The organism is Nocardia sp. NPDC003963 (assembly GCF_053605105.1).
Map to the genome: position 1 here is coordinate 1 of NZ_JBSGIP010000075.1, position 18187 is coordinate 18187.

General features: G+C 66.3%; 17 protein-coding genes and 1 tRNA gene. 8 read left to right on the forward strand and 10 right to left on the reverse strand.

Annotation, left to right across the window (positions count from 1 at the left end; all coding sequences use genetic code 11):
- Positions 1-192: 192 nt before the first annotated feature.
- Both ACWEWT_RS37170 and ACWEWT_RS37175 read right to left on the reverse strand, forming a co-directional pair.
- Entirely contained in the window at positions 193-861 is a 669-nt protein-coding gene (locus tag ACWEWT_RS37170) for a YdcF family protein (protein ID WP_452565596.1), read from the reverse strand.
- A gap of 13 nt (positions 862-874) precedes the next feature.
- Positions 875-1645, reverse strand: coding sequence for a GntR family transcriptional regulator (locus ACWEWT_RS37175; RefSeq protein WP_452565597.1), 771 nt, complete (start codon positions 1643-1645; stop codon positions 875-877).
- Positions 1646-1808: 163 nt separating this feature from the next.
- On the opposite strand from ACWEWT_RS37175, the gene ACWEWT_RS37180 reads away from it, so the two are divergent.
- Genes ACWEWT_RS37180 through ACWEWT_RS37200 form a run of 5 tightly spaced genes read left to right on the forward strand, consistent with a single transcriptional unit; the run spans position 1809 to position 5629 of the window.
- Positions 1809-2177 carry a hypothetical protein gene (locus ACWEWT_RS37180; protein ID WP_452565598.1) on the forward strand — a complete coding sequence of 123 codons (369 nt, stop codon included), beginning with the start codon at positions 1809-1811 and terminating at the stop codon, positions 2175-2177.
- A complete protein-coding gene (locus tag ACWEWT_RS37185) occupies positions 2174-2524 on the forward strand; it encodes a hypothetical protein (RefSeq protein WP_452565599.1) in 351 nt (116 codons plus the stop codon). Before ACWEWT_RS37180 ends, ACWEWT_RS37185 begins: the two co-directional genes overlap by 4 nt.
- A complete protein-coding gene (locus tag ACWEWT_RS37190) occupies positions 2521-4200 on the forward strand; it encodes a replication initiator (RefSeq protein ID WP_452565600.1) in 1680 nt (559 codons plus the stop codon). The genes ACWEWT_RS37185 and ACWEWT_RS37190 overlap by 4 nt, the downstream gene beginning before the upstream one ends.
- Positions 4197-4415 (forward strand): helix-turn-helix transcriptional regulator, encoded by a 219-nt coding sequence (locus tag ACWEWT_RS37195; protein ID WP_452565601.1) that lies wholly within the window; start codon positions 4197-4199, stop codon positions 4413-4415. The genes ACWEWT_RS37190 and ACWEWT_RS37195 overlap by 4 nt, the downstream gene beginning before the upstream one ends.
- Positions 4415-5629 carry a tyrosine-type recombinase/integrase gene (locus tag ACWEWT_RS37200; RefSeq protein ID WP_452565602.1) on the forward strand — a complete coding sequence of 405 codons (1215 nt, stop codon included), beginning with the start codon at positions 4415-4417 and terminating at the stop codon, positions 5627-5629. Before ACWEWT_RS37195 ends, ACWEWT_RS37200 begins: the two co-directional genes overlap by 1 nt.
- 44 nt (positions 5630-5673) lie before the next feature.
- On the opposite strand, the gene ACWEWT_RS37205 is transcribed toward ACWEWT_RS37200, so the two are convergent.
- Positions 5674-5745: transfer RNA gene (locus tag ACWEWT_RS37205), tRNA-Cys, on the reverse strand.
- A gap of 168 nt (positions 5746-5913) precedes the next feature.
- Between ACWEWT_RS37205 and ACWEWT_RS37210 the strand changes: the two genes are divergently transcribed.
- Together ACWEWT_RS37210 and ACWEWT_RS37215 are read left to right on the forward strand one after the other, a co-directional pair.
- Positions 5914-6456 (forward strand): MarR family winged helix-turn-helix transcriptional regulator, encoded by a 543-nt coding sequence (locus ACWEWT_RS37210; protein ID WP_452565603.1) that lies wholly within the window; start codon positions 5914-5916, stop codon positions 6454-6456.
- A 150-nt stretch (positions 6457-6606) separates the two neighbouring features.
- A complete protein-coding gene (locus ACWEWT_RS37215) occupies positions 6607-7653 on the forward strand; it encodes a hypothetical protein (RefSeq protein WP_452565604.1) in 1047 nt (348 codons plus the stop codon).
- A 28-nt stretch (positions 7654-7681) separates the two neighbouring features.
- Here ACWEWT_RS37215 and ACWEWT_RS37220 read toward each other — a convergent pair whose 3' ends face one another.
- The 7 genes from ACWEWT_RS37220 to ACWEWT_RS37250 form a co-directional block, all read right to left on the reverse strand.
- Positions 7682-8458, reverse strand: a complete 777-nt coding sequence (locus ACWEWT_RS37220) for an enoyl-CoA hydratase (RefSeq protein ID WP_452565605.1) — start codon at positions 8456-8458, stop codon at positions 7682-7684.
- A gap of 106 nt (positions 8459-8564) precedes the next feature.
- A complete protein-coding gene (locus ACWEWT_RS37225) occupies positions 8565-9311 on the reverse strand; it encodes an ESX secretion-associated protein EspG (RefSeq protein ID WP_452565606.1) in 747 nt (248 codons plus the stop codon).
- A 6-nt stretch (positions 9312-9317) separates the two neighbouring features.
- Positions 9318-10139, reverse strand: coding sequence for an ESX secretion-associated protein EspG (locus ACWEWT_RS37230; protein ID WP_452565607.1), 822 nt, complete (start codon positions 10137-10139; stop codon positions 9318-9320).
- Positions 10136-12742, reverse strand: coding sequence for a hypothetical protein (locus tag ACWEWT_RS37235; protein WP_452565608.1), 2607 nt, complete (start codon positions 12740-12742; stop codon positions 10136-10138). Before ACWEWT_RS37235 ends, ACWEWT_RS37230 begins: the two co-directional genes overlap by 4 nt.
- 78 nt (positions 12743-12820) lie before the next feature.
- Entirely contained in the window at positions 12821-13300 is a 480-nt protein-coding gene (locus tag ACWEWT_RS37240) for a YbaB/EbfC family nucleoid-associated protein (protein ID WP_452565609.1), read from the reverse strand.
- Positions 13301-13428: 128 nt separating this feature from the next.
- The gene (locus tag ACWEWT_RS37245; protein ID WP_452565610.1) at positions 13429-13749 is read right to left on the reverse strand and encodes a hypothetical protein; all 321 of its coding nucleotides are present in this window, start codon (positions 13747-13749) and stop codon (positions 13429-13431) included.
- Between the two features lie 31 nt (positions 13750-13780).
- A complete protein-coding gene (locus tag ACWEWT_RS37250) occupies positions 13781-17038 on the reverse strand; it encodes a WXG100-like domain-containing protein (RefSeq protein ID WP_452565611.1) in 3258 nt (1085 codons plus the stop codon).
- Between the two features lie 400 nt (positions 17039-17438).
- On the opposite strand from ACWEWT_RS37250, the gene ACWEWT_RS37255 reads away from it, so the two are divergent.
- Positions 17439-18125 carry a hypothetical protein gene (locus ACWEWT_RS37255; RefSeq protein ID WP_452565612.1) on the forward strand — a complete coding sequence of 229 codons (687 nt, stop codon included), beginning with the start codon at positions 17439-17441 and terminating at the stop codon, positions 18123-18125.
- The last annotated feature ends 62 nt before the right edge of the window (positions 18126-18187 follow it).

An 18187-nucleotide genomic window follows, 5' to 3' on the forward strand; every position in this document is an offset into this window, starting at 1 on the left:
GCTGGCCAAGCCTGCGCCGGTCTGCGCGGTTGCGTGGCGGACGGCGGCGGCGCGTAAGCGCCGTCGCCCTTGATCCTATATAGCTAAATTCGGCAGCCGACCACGTTGGAATCGGCGAGGACAAACAAAACGGCTGAGACCCTCCGCCTGAGCGGAAGAGTCCCAGCCGCGTGCTGTGGTCGTCGGCCGTGGTTACTCCGGGAGTACCCGAGTCGTGAAACCGGCATCGACAAGCCGCGAGTAGGCGTCGTGGACTGGCGTCGGCACATCCTGCTCAACGGCCCAATCGTTCTTGGCGTACACCCAGATTCGCTGCGTATCTCCAACGAGCATGTTGATAACCCGGTCTACGTCGCCGATGCTCTCGAGATACTTACTCAGTGGCAGTGGGAGCGACGAGCAAACCACGTCGACTTCCGGCCACCGCTTGCGGGCCATGGCGTAGCTGCGCCGCTGCTGGTAGGGACGCGAAATCAGCATGATCGAGCCGATCTGATCGAGTAGGCCGTGCTCGTCGAGCAGTGTGCGCGTGAAGTCGATGTTCTCGCCGGTGTTCGTGGCCTTGGGCTCCACGAGGATTGCCTCGTCCGGAACGCCGAGGTCAAGCGCATGTTCGCGGTAGTGCACGGCTTCTCCCCGAGGGAACCGCTCAACGGTCGTCGGGGCGTTGGCGCCGGTGAACACGATGCGGGGGAAGACTCCCGCGTTGTAGAGGTTCGCGGTGTGGGTCGCTACTCCGAGATCGTGGCTGCCCAGCCCGATACCGAGGTCGACCGGGCGGACCTCATGGTCCATGTTGTTGAAGTTCCAGAGGGTTTCGACGTCGGCTCGGAGTTCGTCGGGCAGGGTTGCGGTCGGCATCGGAGGTGTCCTCTCAGTCCGGAAGTTTGAAGTCGTAGGTCCAGGCGAAGCGGGAGGCCGCGTGCACTCCCCGGGCAAACTCGATCAGCTCGTTATCGGCGGTGTAGGTCTTGCGGACAAGGACCATGACGGGCTCACCGGAAGGCAATTCGAGCGTTGCTGCCTCGTCCGGTGTCGGCATCCGGGCGGAGATCGTCTCGGACATGTGGTCCGGCTCGAAGCCTTGCAGGGTGAGGACTGCGAATCCGCCACCTTTGCCGGCCGGTCCTGCTGTCGGGTCGACCAGCGAGGTTCCCTCGACGTGCTCCGGGCGGTAATAGCTCGTGAGGCTATGCGTCGGCTTGCCTGCGTCGCGGACGAGTCGACCGCGCTCGTAGATCTGGGCACCTGCGGGCAGACCGAATGCTTCGGCCGTCTCGGCGTCGGCTTCGACCAACTGCACGGTGTTCGTTTGGTCGGTCGGCTTCCACGCCCTACCGGATGCCTCGCGGTCAGCCGCGAACGCCACGGTGTTCCCGAACTTCCACTTGCTCTTCGCGTAGCGCTCGATCCCGAGTCGACGCATTGGAGGGCGGTCGCGAACGACGGTTCCGCGTCGACGGATCGGCGTGACCAGACCTTCAGCATCAAGTAGTCCGATCGCCTGCCGGACCGTCTTGATGTTCACGTCATAGTGAGCCGCGATCTCGTCCTGCTTGGGCAGCGTCGAACCGGGTGGATACTCGCCCGCTTGGATGGCTGCGCGCAGGCTGGCCGCTAGTTCGCGGTATCCAGTGCTTCCCATTGGGCCTGCCTCTTCTGTGTGCGTGCGCTCCATTAAGGGTGGCCCTAAGTGTATCAATCCGTATTTTCGGCCAATTAGAGCTGGTCCTATTGACCGATATGGTTGCGTTGGCGCTTAATAGAGCTGGTTCTATTAAGGTGCCTCAAGTCACAGGGAGGGCGTCATGCAGGTCAGGGCAATCCAGAACTCCAAAGTTCTTCGTCCATCGCGGTTGAATGCGGCGGGGTGGTGCATCAACTGTCTTGGCCGCCACTGCGACAACGCGCGGTGCATCGCCTGGTACGCGAGGGCGGTGTGGGAGACCTGCGGCCGGTGCGGCGGTAGCGAATACGTGAATGGTCACGTGGACCCGGTGACGGCCTCGGAGCGATGCGACTGCACCCAGGGCCTGATCGAGGCGGAGTTCTCCAAGCCGGTCCCGGAGGTCGTGAAGCTGAACCGGGCGTGGTCGTTCGAGCCGGTTCCCGCTCCGGTGGTGTATGAGTCCTGGCCTGCTGGTGGCGGTGCCCCGGTGCGGTGGATGGGCCGGTGATCGTGGTGACCGAGGATCAGGCGAAATTGCTGCTGCTGGGCGTCGAAGCCCTGTCGGGTGCGGAGCGGTGGTTGCTGGCGTGGCTGCTGGATCGTCCGGGGCGGATGTCGATCGCGTTCGAGGAAGTCGCGGCCGGGCTCGGTATCGGCTTCCGGGCGTTCGGGGACCTGTGCGCCCGCTGGCGGGAGTGCGGGCTGCTGACCATCGCCTACAGCGACGACTACGACGCGTTCCTGCCTCAGGCGACCGATTACGCGGCCCTGGTGCTGCTCCTGGACCCGGTGCAGTGGGCATCGAACCTGCATTCCGACCCGGTGGACCTCGACGAAATGGAGCTGGCTGCATGACCTCGACGGTGACAGACCTCGGTGCTGCTGCGGATCGGAAGACGGCGGCCGAGCGGCGGGCCGAACTGAACCTGGTGGAACTGGCGGCTTCGGCGGCGGAGAAGGAAGGCGTGTGCCGTCGCCCCCTGCCGATGCTGGCCACCACTGATGACGGCGGCTCCAAATACATCGGTGCGCCGTGCAAATCGACGTTGGAGTGCGTGTGCCCGGCCTGCGCGGCGCGTGCCCGGCTCCTGCGTATCCAGCAGGCCCACGAGGGCTGGCATATCGGAGAGGAACCGGTAGTGGAGAAGAAGAAACCCACCGAGCAGCAGATGGACCTGCTCAGGGCACGAGCGGATCTCATGGCCTCTTACACCGATGCCAAGGAGACCGGCGACGAAGAGATGATGGCCGGCATACGGGAAGTCGTGGACGACCTCGACACCGAACTGCGCGAGACCGGAATCCGCGGCAAGCTGCCCAGCCTGGACCCGGGAGAGAAGCCGGTCCGGAAGCGGACCACGCGTCGTCAGCAGGCCGCCCCGGATCTGCCTCGCAAGAAGGTCGGGAAAACGACCATCGGCCGGGAGTACGCGGGCAAGTACCGGCCGTCGCTGTTCCTCACCCTGACCCTGCCGTCGTATGGCCGTGTCGGTCCGGATGGTGCGCCGGTGAACATGGCGACCTACGACTACCGCCAGGCCGCCCGGGACACGATCCACTTCGCGGCGTTGTTCGACCGGTTCATCCAGAACTACCGCCGGGCCTCCGGGCGGGATATCCAGTACTTCGCCACGGTCGAGCCCCAGCGTCGTGGAGCTCCGCATATCCATATCGGGATCCGGGGCACCGACCCCAAGGAACTGATTCGCCAGTTGGCGGCCGCGACCTATCACCAGGTGTGGTGGCCGCACTTCAACGAACCCACCTACCCCGACACCCTTCCGTTCTTCGATCACCAGCAACAGGCGTTCGTCGACCCCGATACCCGGGAACCGGTCCCCACCTGGACCCAGGTCATGGACTTGATGGACTCGGTCGACGAGTTGGAACCCGCGCATGTGATCCGGTTCGGTCAGCAGATCGACGTCAAGGGCATCCTGGGCGGCACCGAGGAAGCCAAGCGGCATATCGGGTACCTGACGAAGTACCTGACCAAGTCCATCGGGGACGTGATCGAACCGCAGTCCCAGCGGGCGGCCGACCACTACGACCGGCTTCACCAGGAACTGTGCAAGACGCCGTGCTCGCCGACGTGCGGGATCTGGTTCCGCTACGGCGTGGTTCCCAAGGGCGCGAACGCCAAGACCCAGCCCGGGATATGCAAGGGCAAAGCCCATCGCCGGGAAACCCTGGGCCTGCGAGGGCGTCGGGTGCTGGTGTCGCGGAAGTGGACCGGTAAGGACCTCGCCGATCACAAGGCCGACCGTGCGGACTTCGTTCGGCAGCGCCTCGCTGAGGCCGGTATGCCGCAGGAGCAGGTGCAACGGATGGTCATCACGCCGGTACGGCCGGGTGACCCGAACGTGCCTCCTCGTGAGCACCTGATCATGCAGATGGTGGCCCAGAAGCTCAGCTGGCGCGCCGAGTACAACCGGGCACTCCTCGCTGACCCACCGGGTGATACAGACATGCCAGCGTCGATGGAGGTTGCAGCGCAGGGTGATTCGTCGGACCGGGAGTCGGCAGCATGAGCAAGGCCGTGGAGATGGAAGAGACCTACCTTCGCGCGAAGGATTGCGAGGCGCTGACCGGGATTCCGGAAGCTACCTGGCGTTGGTGGGCGCATGTCGGCCGGGGCCCGGCCAGTTTCAAGCTCGGGCCGCGTCGGCGGGTGTGGCGTAAGTCGGTGATCTTGGCGTGGATCGCTGAGCAGGAGGAACTGACCGGAACCGGTGAGGCTGCCTGATGGCTACTCGGCGTAACCCGCGCTCCGGTATCGAGGATCGGTGGTACCCGACCGTGGTCGTGACCGACCCGGTGACCGGAGCGACGTCCAAGAAGAAAGAGAAGTCGAAAGAACGGTTCGGCAAGGGCAAGCGATGGCGGGCCCGCTATGTCGATCCGAACGGCGTGGAGCGCTCGCAGTCCTTCGACACCAAGGCCGAGGCGCAACGCTGGCTCGACAGCGATGTGACAACCAAGGTTGTGACCGGGACGTGGGTTGATCCGGACCGGAGCGGTGTCCTGTTCTCGGTCGTCGCGGAGAAGTGGTATGTGACGAAGAAATTCCGCAAGCCGAAGACGGTCGCGGGCTATCGGTCCTTGCTGGATACCCTCGTGCTGCCGCAGTGGGGCTCGACACCACTGCGAGACATCGACTTCGAGGACATACAGGACTGGGTGGTGAACCTATCGGAATCCGGTAGTGCCCGGTTCAAAGGACAGGGACTGTCGGCGTCGCGGGTGATCCAGGCGTATCAGGTGCTCGGCCAGGTGCTGCGGTTCGCGGTGAAGTCCAAGCGGCTCGCGAGTAATCCTGCCGTCGACATCGAGCTTCCGTCGATGATGGCGGGTGAGCGGCGCTACCTCACCCATCTGGAAGTCATGCGGCTGGGCCTGGCGGCGGGCCGGTTGCGTCCGCTGGTGTTCACCCTCGCCTACACCGGTCTCCGTATCGGTGAGGCATCGGCACTGCGGGTGATGGACGTGGACCTGGCCAACCGACGGCTTCGCGTGACTCGTTCGGCAACCCCGGTGGCCGGCAAAGGGACCGTGGTGACGGACACGAAGAACCACAATTCGCGGTCGGTGCCGATCCCGGAAACCTTGGCGAAGGATCTCGAAAGCCTCATGGAGGGTCGCGAATTGACCGCACCGCTGTTCACCAGCGAGAAGGACGGCGGGCTGCTGGAGTACAACGAGTTTCGCCGGGTGTTCGATGAGGCCACGAACTCGGCCGGACTTCGAGGGCTTGTGCCACACGGATTGCGTCACACGGCGGCATCACTCGCGATCAGCGCCGGGGCCAATATCAAGGTCGTTCAGCGGATGCTCGGCCACAAAACCGCCATGCTCACGCTCGATCTGTATGGCCACCTGTTCCCGGACGACCTGGATGTCGTGGCGGCAGGGATGGAGGCCGGTGCCAGAGCTGCTGCGGACCAATTGCGGACCGCATGAACCAGAATCCGGCTCCGACCTCCAAAAAACGTCCCTGACCATTGAGCGAGCGGCGGGAATTGAACCCGCGTGAACGGCTTTGCAGACCGTTGCCTGAACCACTCAGCCACGCCCGCGTGACTCGATGATCATGTCGCGTCGACGCCGTGCGGCCCACAGTTGGGCTCAGCGGGATCACAACCGGTGACAGCACGGGCGTGCGCGGTGATCCGCGGGTGACGCCCGCCACGGACGGGCGCCCGCGACACGGCGCCCGGGCGCGGCGCCGTGCAATGATCGAATACATGTCTCGCCCCCGCCCACTGCCCCTCGACCCGATCCAGGAGGCACATCGCCAATGGGTGGGCCACGGATGGGGCGCGGTCGCCGATGGGATGGCCGCGGTGACCTCGCTGGTCCGCGCCCAGCAGATCGTCATGTCACGCGTCGACGAGGCCCTGCGGCCGACCGGCCTGACCTTCTCCCGCTACGAACTGCTGCAATTGCTGAACTTCAGCGCTACCGGCGCGCTGCCGATGGCAGTGGCCAGTGCCCGGCTGCAGGTGCATCCGACCAGTGTCACCAATTCGGTGGACCGGCTGGAGGCGGCGGGGCTGGTGAACCGCGTACCGCATCCCAACGACCGGCGCGCCACACTGATCGAGATCACCGATGCCGGAAGGACTCTCGTCGCCGAGGCGACCGGTTACCTGAACGAACGCGTATTCGCCCACCCGGAACTACCCCCGGACCGATTGCGGACCCTGCTGCAGTTGCTGGCCGAGTTCCGGCACACCGCGGGCGACTTCGACACCGGCGAGGAACCGCCCCGCTGGGCCGAGCCCTGAGCCTGCCCGGCCGGGCAGGCACAGCGGATCCGGATCGGGGTGTACCGGGCGCGTACCGCGGGCGAACACACGGTGCTCGAGCACCCGTTCAGCAAATTACTCGGTGGTTCGGCTTGGCAACGACCGACCGGCAGCGCAACATATATGTTTATGGTGCTGGTTCTCGGGGTATCAGTAGGCGCCTCAGGTGCGCGTGCGGTACTCACTCATTCCGATCAACCGCACCTGCCGCCGATCGATCGCTGCCATATCCCCCGCCCGGCCCGCACCTCGGTGGCCGACCCCGTCCTCATCGCGATCCGCCGGATGTACAACGCCGCCCACCGGCGCGACGAATACATCACCGGAACCGCGGTGACCTGCCAGAACAGGGAGCAGGCGGAGGTCGTGGGCGATGCTCTCGGCACCGGCCGGGTGACGCTGGTGGACGAACCCCTGGCACAGCTGCGATACCTGAGATTCACCGAGAAACTACCGACGACCGGGGTGGTATCGCTGTTCGACCTGGGTTCCTCGGGGCTCACCCTCACTCAGATCGACTGCCGGACCGATACGGTGCTGGCCGGGACCCACTGCCCGGGTCTGGGCGGTGACAACTACAACGAACTGCTGTGCGACTGGCTCGACGGCGCCGGCGTATTCACCGACGAGGCGGCGGCCCGGCGGTACCGGGAGGCGCTCAGCAGTGCCCGCGTGGTGACCGCGGCCGATCCCGATACCGCCGAACGCGCGGTCATCACCCGCAGCGATCTGGCCGAAGTCTGCGCGGACGCGGTGCATTCGGCCGCGACCCTGGTACAGCGAGTCGCGGAGCGGACGGAGGCGGCGCCGGACGCGGTGGCCCTGCTCGGTGGTTGCGCCCGCAATCCGGCCCTGCGGACCCGGCTGACCGATCTGCTCGGCCTGCCGCTGGTCTGCGATTCCGAACCGGAGTACGTCTCGGCGCGCGGTGCGCTGCTGTTCGCGGCCGAACGTCCCGCCGCCGGTATCCGTACCGCGCATATCCGCGCGGGCGGCCAGGTGGTGCCACTGGCCCCGCCCACGGCCGGGCGGCGCAAGATCTACGCGGCCGCGGCGGTGACGATCGGGCTCGGCGCGACCGTGGCCGGGCTCCTCACCGCACAGAACGGATCCGCGCAGCCCGCCGGGAACAACCACGTACCCACCGATATCCTCGACGCGCCGCCCGAACCCTGATCCCGGCCCGGGCGGTGCGCGGCGGAGATCAGCGGTTGGTGAATTCCGCGGGCCGCTTGTCCACGAACGCCGCCATCCCCTCGGACTGATCCGCGGTCGCGAACAGCGAATGGAACACCCGGCGCTCGAAACGCAGCCCCTCCCCCAGGGTGGTCTCGAAGGACCGGTTCACGGCTTCCTTGGCGATCATCGCCACCGGCAGCGACATCGACGCGATGGTGGCGCCGACCTCCAGCGCGGTGTCGAGCAGTTCGGCGGCGGGCACGATCCGGGCTACCAGACCGGCGCGCTCGGCCTCCTCGGCATCCATATTGCGGCCGGTGAGCACCAGGTCCATGGCCTTGGCCTTACCGACCGCCCGGGTCAGCCGCTGTGAGCCGCCGATACCCGGGATAACGCCCAGTTTGATCTCCGGCTGGCCGAACTTGGCGGTATCCGCGGCGATCAGGATGTCGCAGATCATAGCCAGTTCACAACCGCCGCCCAGGGCGTATCCGGCGACCGCGGCGATGGTGGGTTTGCGGAACTGGGCCAGCCGCTCCCAGCGGGCGAAATAATCGTCCATGAACATGTCCATATAGGACTTCGGCTGCATCTCCTTGATATCCGCTCCGGCGGCGAAGGCCCGGTCCGAACCGGTGATCACCACAGCGCCGACCTCGTCGTCGCGTTCGAGCTCGTCGAGCGCGGCGATCACATCATCGAGGACCTGCGCATTGAGCGCGTTGAGCGCCTTGGGCCGGTTCAGCGTGATGAGGCCGACCTTGTCCTTGCGCTCCAGCAGAATCGTCTCGAAGTCGGTCACAGCACATCCTCTGGTCGAAACGGTTATGAATATCGGTGACGATACCGCGCACCGGGCGGGCGGTATCGAGACGGCTCGAGCGTGGGCACGGCGGTCACGGCAGTGGCTACATCGCCAGGCGGACCGTGATCTCCGCCATCCGCGCGTCGATCCACTCGCGTATCGCGGTGCCGTCCATACCGGCCAGTTCCGCGTCCGGACCCATCACGTACCGTCCGTCGCCCGGTAGGTCTCGCCAGATCAGACCCACATGGATTATTCCCCGCTCCCGGAAACCCAGGCGTCCCTGGATCACTTTCAGGACCCCGGCGTCCGGCCCGGACGCAACGGATGGTGTGCCGGTAGGGCGGAACCCGTGCAGGTCCGGGCTCGTGCCCCCGGCGGTGAGCGCGGCCGAGACCGATTGCGGATCGCGGCCCGCGTCGGCTGCGGGGAGCAGACCGACCACCGCCGGAGCCAGGACCGCGGGACCGCATTCGGCGATATCGAAACCGCCCGAGTGCGCCACGGTTTCGCCCGGTCGCTGGGTGATGACATAAGCCCGGTCGTCACGGCGGACCGCATGTACCCGGATGCACTGCCGCGGATCGGTATGGTGCTGTTCGTTCCACAGATTCGCCAGAACCATGATGTCGGGCCTGGTGAGCGCGTGGACCATGGCGTCGAACCGCGGATCGGTCAGCTCGCACAGGTCCGCGCGTACCGCATCCCGCTCGGCTTCGTAGTCGTCGGCGAACCTGGTGTCACTGGTGAAGGTGAACGGGCGCGGCAGGCCGCCGAGCCGGAGGTCGTCGCACAGCACCTTGAACTGCAGGCCGGTGAGCTGCCAGCGGTGGACGAGAGGTTCGGACACAGGCCGTCATTCCTCGATTTCCATATTCCGATCGAGCCGGGCCACCACCAGATCGACCTGCTCGTCGATCCACTCGGTCAGATCCTCCGTGCCCATACCCGTCGCGGACGGTGCCGGATGGTGCGTGGGGATCGCGTACCGCCCGTCGCCCTCGACATCGCGCCACAGCATCCCCATCTCGACCCGGCCGCGCGGACCGTACTTCGAACGGCCCTGAACCACCCGGATGGAGCCGCTGCGCACCGCGGACGTACGCAGAAAGGCCACCGCACGATCGTATTCGTTGCCGACGTCCTCGTTCTCGTCGTCGTCGTAATCGGAGATCATCGATCCCGAGCCGCTGTATCCGGGCTCGAACCTGGGGTCACGCGTCGTATCGGGGATCGCGGTGACCGGCAATCGCCCGGCCCGTGCGAACGGTATCCGCGACAGCACGATATCGCCCAGTGCGTGCGGATCGCATTCGACGATATCGAACCCGGCCGCGTGGTGCACCGTCGCGCCGGGCCGCTGGGTGATCACGAAACCCCGGGCCCGCTGCCGGCAGGCATGGACGCGGGTACGCACCTCGGGGTTGTCGAAATCCCCGTCGCCACCGAATGCCTGCAAGCTGACGAAAACATCCGGTTTGGCGAGCGCGGCACCGAATGCGTCCAGTTCACCGTGGTAGCGGGCCCGTAGATCGCGGGCGACCTTCGAGAGCTCCCATTCGTATTCGTCGGCCCACCGGATCGAACTGGTGAAGACCAGCGGCCGCGGCAACCTGCCCTCGGTGTGGTCCTCGCACAGTGCCCGGAACTCCAGATCGGTGAGCGCCCAGTTCCTCATGGTTCGATCACCGGTTTGACCCGGTCCGGAATATCGAAGACATCATCCATGTTCTCCCGGCCCTGCAGATATTTCGACGGTTTGTAGTCGTTGTTCTGCCCGCCGGAGTTGGCGGCGCCGGCACCCGGGGCACCGCCCATCGGCGCTCCCCCCATCGGCTGAGAGGAACCCGTGGGCGATTGATAGTTACCGGCCGGCTCCATGCCCGGCCCCGCCACCGCGGCCCGCGGGAACAACTGCGACTGCTGCGGTTCGGGGTAGGGCGACAGCGGCGGTTCCGGCGGAGTCACCCCGCCCGGCAGCCCCGCACCGCCGCCCGCACCGGCACCGCCACCGAGCGCGCCGGCCAACTGGTCGAGCTGCTCCCGGGCCGGATCCAGCATGCCCTGCAGATGCTGCTGTATCTGGGCGGGATCCAGCATGCGAGCCAGTTCGTCCATTCCGGGCAGGCCGCTGCCGAGCTGAGCGAAGGCCTGGATGCCCTGAGTGAGTAGGTTGGCGATCGTCCCCAGCGGGTCCTGGTTGCTACCGCCGACGCCACTGCCGCTGCTACCGGAGCTGTCGCCACCGAGGCCGGTCCAGCTGTTGCCCGCGCTGCCGTTCCCCGCGCCGCTCCCGGAACCGGAGTCGTCGCCGAACAACGTATCCGCCGAACCGTAGGGCGAATTCTTGTCGTAGAGCGAAGAGAGCGGAGTGTTCTTCAGTTCCTCGGGCATCTCGTCCAGCGGAATACCCGTGAGCTGGGAGAGCGCGTCCGCGAGGGACGGCTCGCCCGAACCGTCCGATGCCGTGATCTTCCGGTTCTTCAGCGCCTCCGGCAGCTCGGAGGTCGGGATACCAGTGAGTTTGCTCAGGATATCCGCGGCCGTGGGGTTCTCGGGCATCTCGTCGCCACCGCCGGTGGAGTCCGAGCCGGGTCCGCCTTCCGATCCCGGACCGTTTCCGCCGGTCGAACCCGGGCCTCCGTTGGACACGTCTTCGCCGGAGCCGTTGTTTCCCAGCAGATCCTCGGCGGAGGGCATTTCCGGGAGCTTCGGGGTCTGTTGCTGCTGACCGGTGTAGGCCGGGCTGCTACCGCTCTTCGGGCTCGAACCGCTACCGCCGGACGGACTCGAGCCGCCGCTGCCGGTCGGACTCGGGCTTCCGCCGCCGGACTTTGATCCACCCGAGGAGGCCGTTTCGGGCATGGACGGCATCGACGGACCGCCACCGGAAGCCGTTTCCGGCATGGACGGCATCGACGGACCACCACCGCTGCCGGACCCGGAGCCCTTCTTACCGGCATCGATGGGCGAGCCGGAGCCGCTCGAACCGGTGCCCGGACCGGCGCTGGGGCCGCCCCCCGCACCGTTCTGCCCACCGGTGTATTCCGGCCCCCGGCCGCTGCCGGATCCGTTGCTGCCACCGGACCCCTCGTTGCTGCCCTGACCGTCTTCTAGACCGTCTGCATAGCCGTCCTCGTAGCCGTCCTCATAGCCGGATTGATAGGTGCTTCCACTGCCACTGCCACTGCCACTACCGCTTCCGCTTCCACTGCCGCTTCCACTTCCGCTTCCGCTTCCGCTTCCGCTTCCGCTTCCGCTTCCGCTACCGCTACCACTGCCGCTACCACTGCCCGAGCCGTCGCCCTCACCCCCGGGCTTCGCGATGGGCCCGTCCAATACGGGCATCACCTTGACGGTTTCCTTCATCGGCTCGAGGTAGTACTCGTTGAGCCGCCAGCGGAAGTCCCCCAGGTCCGGTTCGTGACACCCACCCGGCTCCGTGGGAATACCCGGCATCTGCGGCTTCGTATACGCCAGGAAGGTGGCCGCCCACGCCATATTGTCGCGGACCTGCCCGATGGAATCGATCAGCGGCTGGACGCCGTTGCGGTAGTTGCGTACCGCCTCCTGCGCACCCGCCGAACCCTCGCCCTTCCACGAATCGGCCAGCGGGAAAATGGTATCCACCAGGCCGTTCAGCTTGGAACTCAAATCGCTCGCCAGCGAACCCCAGGTCGCCGAGCGGTTCATCACGGCCTGAGCATCGATGTACTCGCCGTGGTCGTACATTTCCCGCCAGGACACCGCATCCTGCGCCTCGACCTTGATGGCATCGCCCGGATCCTTGTTACCGCCGTAGTTCTTCACACCGGTCGGAATATCGGGACTCTGGTTGGTGATCACGAGAATCGGGTCCGGTGGTGCCATCGTGTCGGCCACCGTCGCGGGGTTGTAGTCGGCCGAGCCCTCCCCCGGCTCGATCCCGTCCAGTTCGTCGCGCGACGCCTGGTCGACGTCCTCGTAGGCCTTACCGGCCGCGATGAACAACTGGCTCATCCCCTCGAGCACCGTGGCATGCTCGCGCAGGATCTCGTACAGGCGGCCGGCTTTCTTGCTGTAGACCCCTGCCAGCTGATTACCGGACGACAGCGCCCCGAACATGGCCGGATCCAGAATGTCCAGCTTGTGCTCGGTGATGGCATTGGCCATACCCCGCAGATCATCGACCAGATCGGCGGCGGCACGGGCCGCGGTGATCGCGTCCTTCGGGGTGAACTGCAGATGCCCCTCGGTCGCCTGGGTCGTGAGATCGGTCAGCGTATTCGGGTCCAATGCCATGAGCGTTCACTTTCCGTCGTTACCGTCGACCGGAGCCTGCTGCGGTACCGCGACCGGGCTCGACCTGATCGCGGGTTGTCAGTCTCGGTCCGCGACAACGGACGCCGGCCCCGGCTCCTCGGGCTCATCCGGCTTGTTCCCCGGCCAATCCGGCGAATCGGGTGACACGGTCGGCGTTTCCAGCGGCTGCGGTATCAGTCCGGCCAGATCCGGCGCACCCTCGATCATCTCGGACAGCTTCGGCAGCGAATTCCGGTGTTCCAGCAGCGGATCCATGAGTTCGCGGGCCTTCTTCTGCACCTGCGCCGCGGCATCCTGTACCGCCTCGGTGATGGCGACTGCGATCTCGTCCATCGACAGATCGAGGATGTCGTCGGCGAATTTGGTGTCGATGAGCAGACCGTCGGCGTTCACCGTCACCTCGATCCGTTTCTCCTCGGCGAGGACCGTGGCGGTGAGCAGCGAACGTTTCTTCTGCACTTCGGCGATACTGCGCATCTGATGGCTCAAGCCGGACAGCATGGTCGCCATATCTTCCTGCAGGCGTTCGTTCACCACGGTGCTACCTCAGTCCTTCCGGTCCGGGAGTGACCTCCGCGAAGACCACACCCCCGGGATTACAGCGCAATATGTTGAATACCCGATGGCGCGCACACGAATTCGGTGTGCCCGCCATCGGGTGTTCCTCAGAACCGGCCGTCCATCGACCGCAATTCGTTCACGGCGTCACGCTGACCGACGGCGAAGGATTCGAAGGTGCCACCGATCCCGTCGACACCGTCCAGCAGGTTCGGTTTCGAGCTGCCGTATCCGTCGTTGTTCTGACCGTTGATGAACTTCTCGCCCATGGAATCGTTGCCCCACGGCTGTTCGGTCGATTCGTCCTCGATGCTCCCGAGCCGCTCCCGCAGGCGTCTGCCGACACCGAGCACCTCGTCGGCGAGGTCCTGGGTGAGATTCGCGGCCGTCTCCAACTTGTCCGGATCCACCTCTACGCGATCCGCCATGATCTCCTCCTCACTTCCGGCCGACGCCGGACTATTTCAGCGTGAACGGCACATCGACCGAGGAACCGTTCCCCGGGTCCGCGTCGCCACCTACCACCTGCCCCGCTTCCACCACGGCGCCGTCGGGCACGACCGCACCGGGCAGGATCACCGCACCTTCGTGTACGACCGCCCCCTTACCCACCACAGCCCCTTCGTGCACCACCACGCCCGGACCTATAACCGCCCCGTCGCCGACCGTCGCGCCGGCTTTCACTTCCGCACCCGGCTCCAGGACGGCACCCGCTCCGACAGTCGCGTTCTCACCCACCACTGCGCCCGCCTTCACCTCCGCCCCCGGACCGATCGTCGCCGTGGGGTCGACCACCGCGTCGGGATGTACGACGGGAGGTTCTGTCGGCTGATCGTCCGGCGGCTGATCGTCCGGCGGCTGATCGTCCGGCGGCTGATCAGCCGGGTCGCCCTCCGGTGGCACGGCATTCTCCGGCAACCAGCTGTCTCCCGGATCATCCGGCGCCTGGAACTCGTCGATCGGGTAGGGCACCTTCATCGGCCAGCGCTGCGGGCGCGGCTTACCACGGACGTCCTTACCCTCACCCAGGAAGTGGTGGTTGTCGGGATCGGCGGCGAACCGAGCACGAGCGGCCTCGTAATGCGCGCGCGAATTGCGCTCCAGCCCCTGGACTTCCCACCATTCCCGCGCGGGCCCCGGCGGAGCGGGCGCCGGACGCGAAGGGGTCATCCAGTCGGGGTCGCCGGGCCGCCGATTCACCGGCGGACCCTCACCACCCGGCGGAACCGGCGCCGGACGCGACGGCGTCAACCAATCAGAATCACCAGGCCGCCGATTCACCGGCGGACCCTCACCACCCGGCGGAACCGGCGCCGGACGCGACGGCGTCAACCAATCAGAATCACCAGGCCGCCGATTCACCGACGGACCCTCACCACCCGGCGGAACCGGCGCCGGACGCGACGGCGTCAACCAATCAGAATCACCAGGCCGCCGATTCACCGGCGGACCCTCACCACCCGGCGGAACCGGCGCCGGACGCGAGGGGGTCAACCAATCAGGATCACCGGGGCGCCGATTCACCACTGGACCCTCACCACCGGGCGGACGAACCACCGGGTGTTGTGGTGGTGGTCCGTGTTGCTGGGATGCGGCGATCGACCTGTCGCCCGTGATACCGGTCCCGTTCGGCGCTGCCCCGGCGTATGGCGACGGCCGGGAGAAGTTCGGCGCCGGTTGCTGCTGCCCCTGCTGGGCCGGCGTGGAGGTTTGATGTGCGGGCGGCTGTTGTGACGACCCCGGCGGCGCCTGCTGCGGCGGTGCCGGGGGCTGCTGCTGCGGGGTGGGCGCAGGTTGTGACAGCGGACCGGAGCCCTGATTGTTCACGCCGAGCCCCGGCTGCCCCGAGGTACCACCGTGGGCCGAATCGTTCCCGTGCTCCAACGGAGACACTGGACGCTCGATGAAACTCTCGGCATCCGATTCCGACCAGTGCGACCTCGGATTCCCGGGACCACCCGCCGACTCCGATTCCGACAGCGGCGACACCGGACGTTCGAGGAAGCTGTCCGCATCCGATTCCGATCGCGGGTAGCCGAATACCGGATCGTTGCCGAACGTCGTATCGAAGCCCCCGTACTGCGGCGCGACGGGTCCGAGCCCTCCGGGCTGCCCGGGCGGCCCGTACCCGTCGCCTCCGTAGTAGTTGCCGAACTCGCCGTTGAAATCGTTGCGGTAGTCGTTGCCGAACTCACCGTTGAAGTCATTGCGGTAGTCGTTGCCGAACCCACCGTTGAAGTCGTTCCCGAAGTTGTTGCCGCCGGGATTGTGCCCGAACTCGCCCCCGAAGTTGTTTCCGCCGACATTCGATGTCTCTCCGGCCGGAGTGAACCACGCGTGCTGGGGCATGGTGTTCGACCAGTTCGGCGCCGATTGCGGACCTCCGGGTCCCAGGGCTACCGGACCGTTCTGGTGCCCGCCTCCGGTCCCACCGTTGTTCTGACCACCCCCGGTCCCGCCATTGTTCTGACCACCCCCGGTCCCACCGTTGCTGTGAAGACCACCGCCGGTACCACCGGTATCACCGCTTCCGCCTCCGGCCGTCGTCACCGAAGCATTACCACTGGTTCTGATCACGAAACTGCTGTCCGGCCCCGGCGCGAACAGCCCTGGACCCTCGTACTTCTCGAAGCGCCACAGATTTCCGCGCAGCCACGAGTCCTTCCGGAAGGCAGCCATGTTCGTGAACCCGTCGGTGCTGTTTCCCGCCGAGGCCTTCGGCACATAGCTGTTGAAAGCCGAGGCACCACGGGCGCCACCCACCAGCGCACCTTGCGCGAAGTTCCCGACCCACCCGGGGCCGTTGGTGAAGGCGGAGAAATCACCGCCGGCCGCCAGCGCGGTGGCCAGGTTTCCGAATACTGCCCCGAAGCCGTCGGCGACGGCGCCGATGAACATCCCGTTGGCCGTCCGCCCGGCCACATTGTTCAGGTACTTACCGGCCACCTTCTCGATACCTTCGCCGAGATAGCGGCCCAGCTCCCGAGCCGGGACAGCACCGGCGGCACCGCCGAGGACGGACAGTCCGAACTCCGAACCGTTGAACGAACGCCGTTTGCCGTCGGCGATCTGGCCCGTCTGGATGCTCCCGTTGATCGCCATCGGGACGACCGCGCCTTCGGCGGCCCGGGCACCGTAGACACCCCAGCCCTTCGCGGTCGGCGCGACCAGATTGCCCTTCGCGAGCTCCTTCCAGAAATGCCGCTTCGCGACCGGCGCGCCGGCCCGCGTGGCGATATTCGCGATGGTCTTCTGCACGAAATCCTGGATGACCTTGAGGTACGAACGGGTCGAGGCGATGGCCGCGGCCTCCACCGCGGGCGCCGTCGGTGGGAACAGCCATGCCCAGGCGATCTCGATCGCCAGCCAGCACAGGGTCACGATGATGGTGAGTTTGGTGGCCTGCAGTTCGGTACCCATATCGAAGGTCGACCCGTATTGGGCCTCCATCGATGTCGCGAGCTGCTCCAGCGATCGGACCCCGCTGCGCAGCTGGTCGTACCGGGCACCCATCTCGTCGCGGGCCGCGCCCTCGGGATAGGCCGCCATGGTGGCCTGCTTGGCCTCGTCGATCTCGGCGAGCAGCGCCTTCAGATCGGTGCTGCCATCCTGCCATACGCCCGCGACCGCCCACGCCTCGTCCTCGTCCCCGTCCGGCCAGATGGCACCCGCTATCCAGCCCAGCCAGCGCAGATCGGGCGGCAGGTACAAACTCATAGCGGCACAGCTCCGACGATTCGGGAACGCGGACCAGGGTCGTGACGGCCGTATCGATTCTCGTGTCCGTCGCTGAATTCCCGATGGCTCCCTGGCGAATTCGGCACCATATCCCGGCGAACCCCGATGTGGACCGCCCAGCTCCGGCCCGCCACATCCCGGATCGAGAAGCGGACCCGCCCACCGCACCGAACCGGACAGAGTCGGAGTCGCGTAACGATCGGTGACGTTCCCGGCCCGGTCGGTGAACGCGGCACATCCGGGTACCGAACACCGCCGTTCCACCCGTTGAACAGTGGCGAATCCGGCCGCCGGGCCCTCCCGTTCGAGTATCCGGACGCCCAATACTCAGCAGTACGGTTGTCGCGAGCACGGTGTCGTCGGAAGGCGGAAAATCGGAATGGATCCCTCACGCTGCGTTGTCCTGGTACCCGTCGGCAGCCATATCGAACACGATTGCGACGAGGCGCTGAAGAAATTGGAACGGCGCGGCTACCGGGTGTGGCGCAGACACGGATCCGCCGCGATCGACCAGGCCCGCAGTCAAATGGCCACCGATGCGCTGGCCGAGGGATTCGACGAATTGATGTGGATCGACGCGGATACCGGATTCGAACCGGACGCGGTGGAACGGCTGCGCGCCCACGACCTGCCACTGGTGAGCGGTGTATGTGTCAAGAAAGGCGCGCGCGCATTGGCTGTTCACATCTTGCCGGGCACCGAGAAGTTCGTCCTGGGCGAGGGCGGCGGTCTCACCGAAGTCCGCTACACCGGAACAGGTTTCCTGCACACCAGGCGCGAAGTATACGAAAAGATCGCCGAACACGAGCAGCTCCCCGTGTGCAACCTCAGATTCGGCAAGCCCACAGTCCCGTATTTTCTACCGATGCTGCTACCGGAAGAAGGCGGCAACCACTGGTATCTCGGCGAGGATTTCGCCTTCGCCGAACGCGCGCGGCGCTGCGGATTCAGCGTGTACGTCGACACCGGCTTCCGCCTGGACCACATCGGTACCTACGGCTACACCTGGGAGGACGCCGGAAGCACCAAACGCCGCTTCGGGAGCTACAACTACTACTTCAGCTGAGGTGCGCCGGCGCGATCGCCGGCGCCCCCCCGCCCGCACCCCGCGATCGGAAAATAAAACGG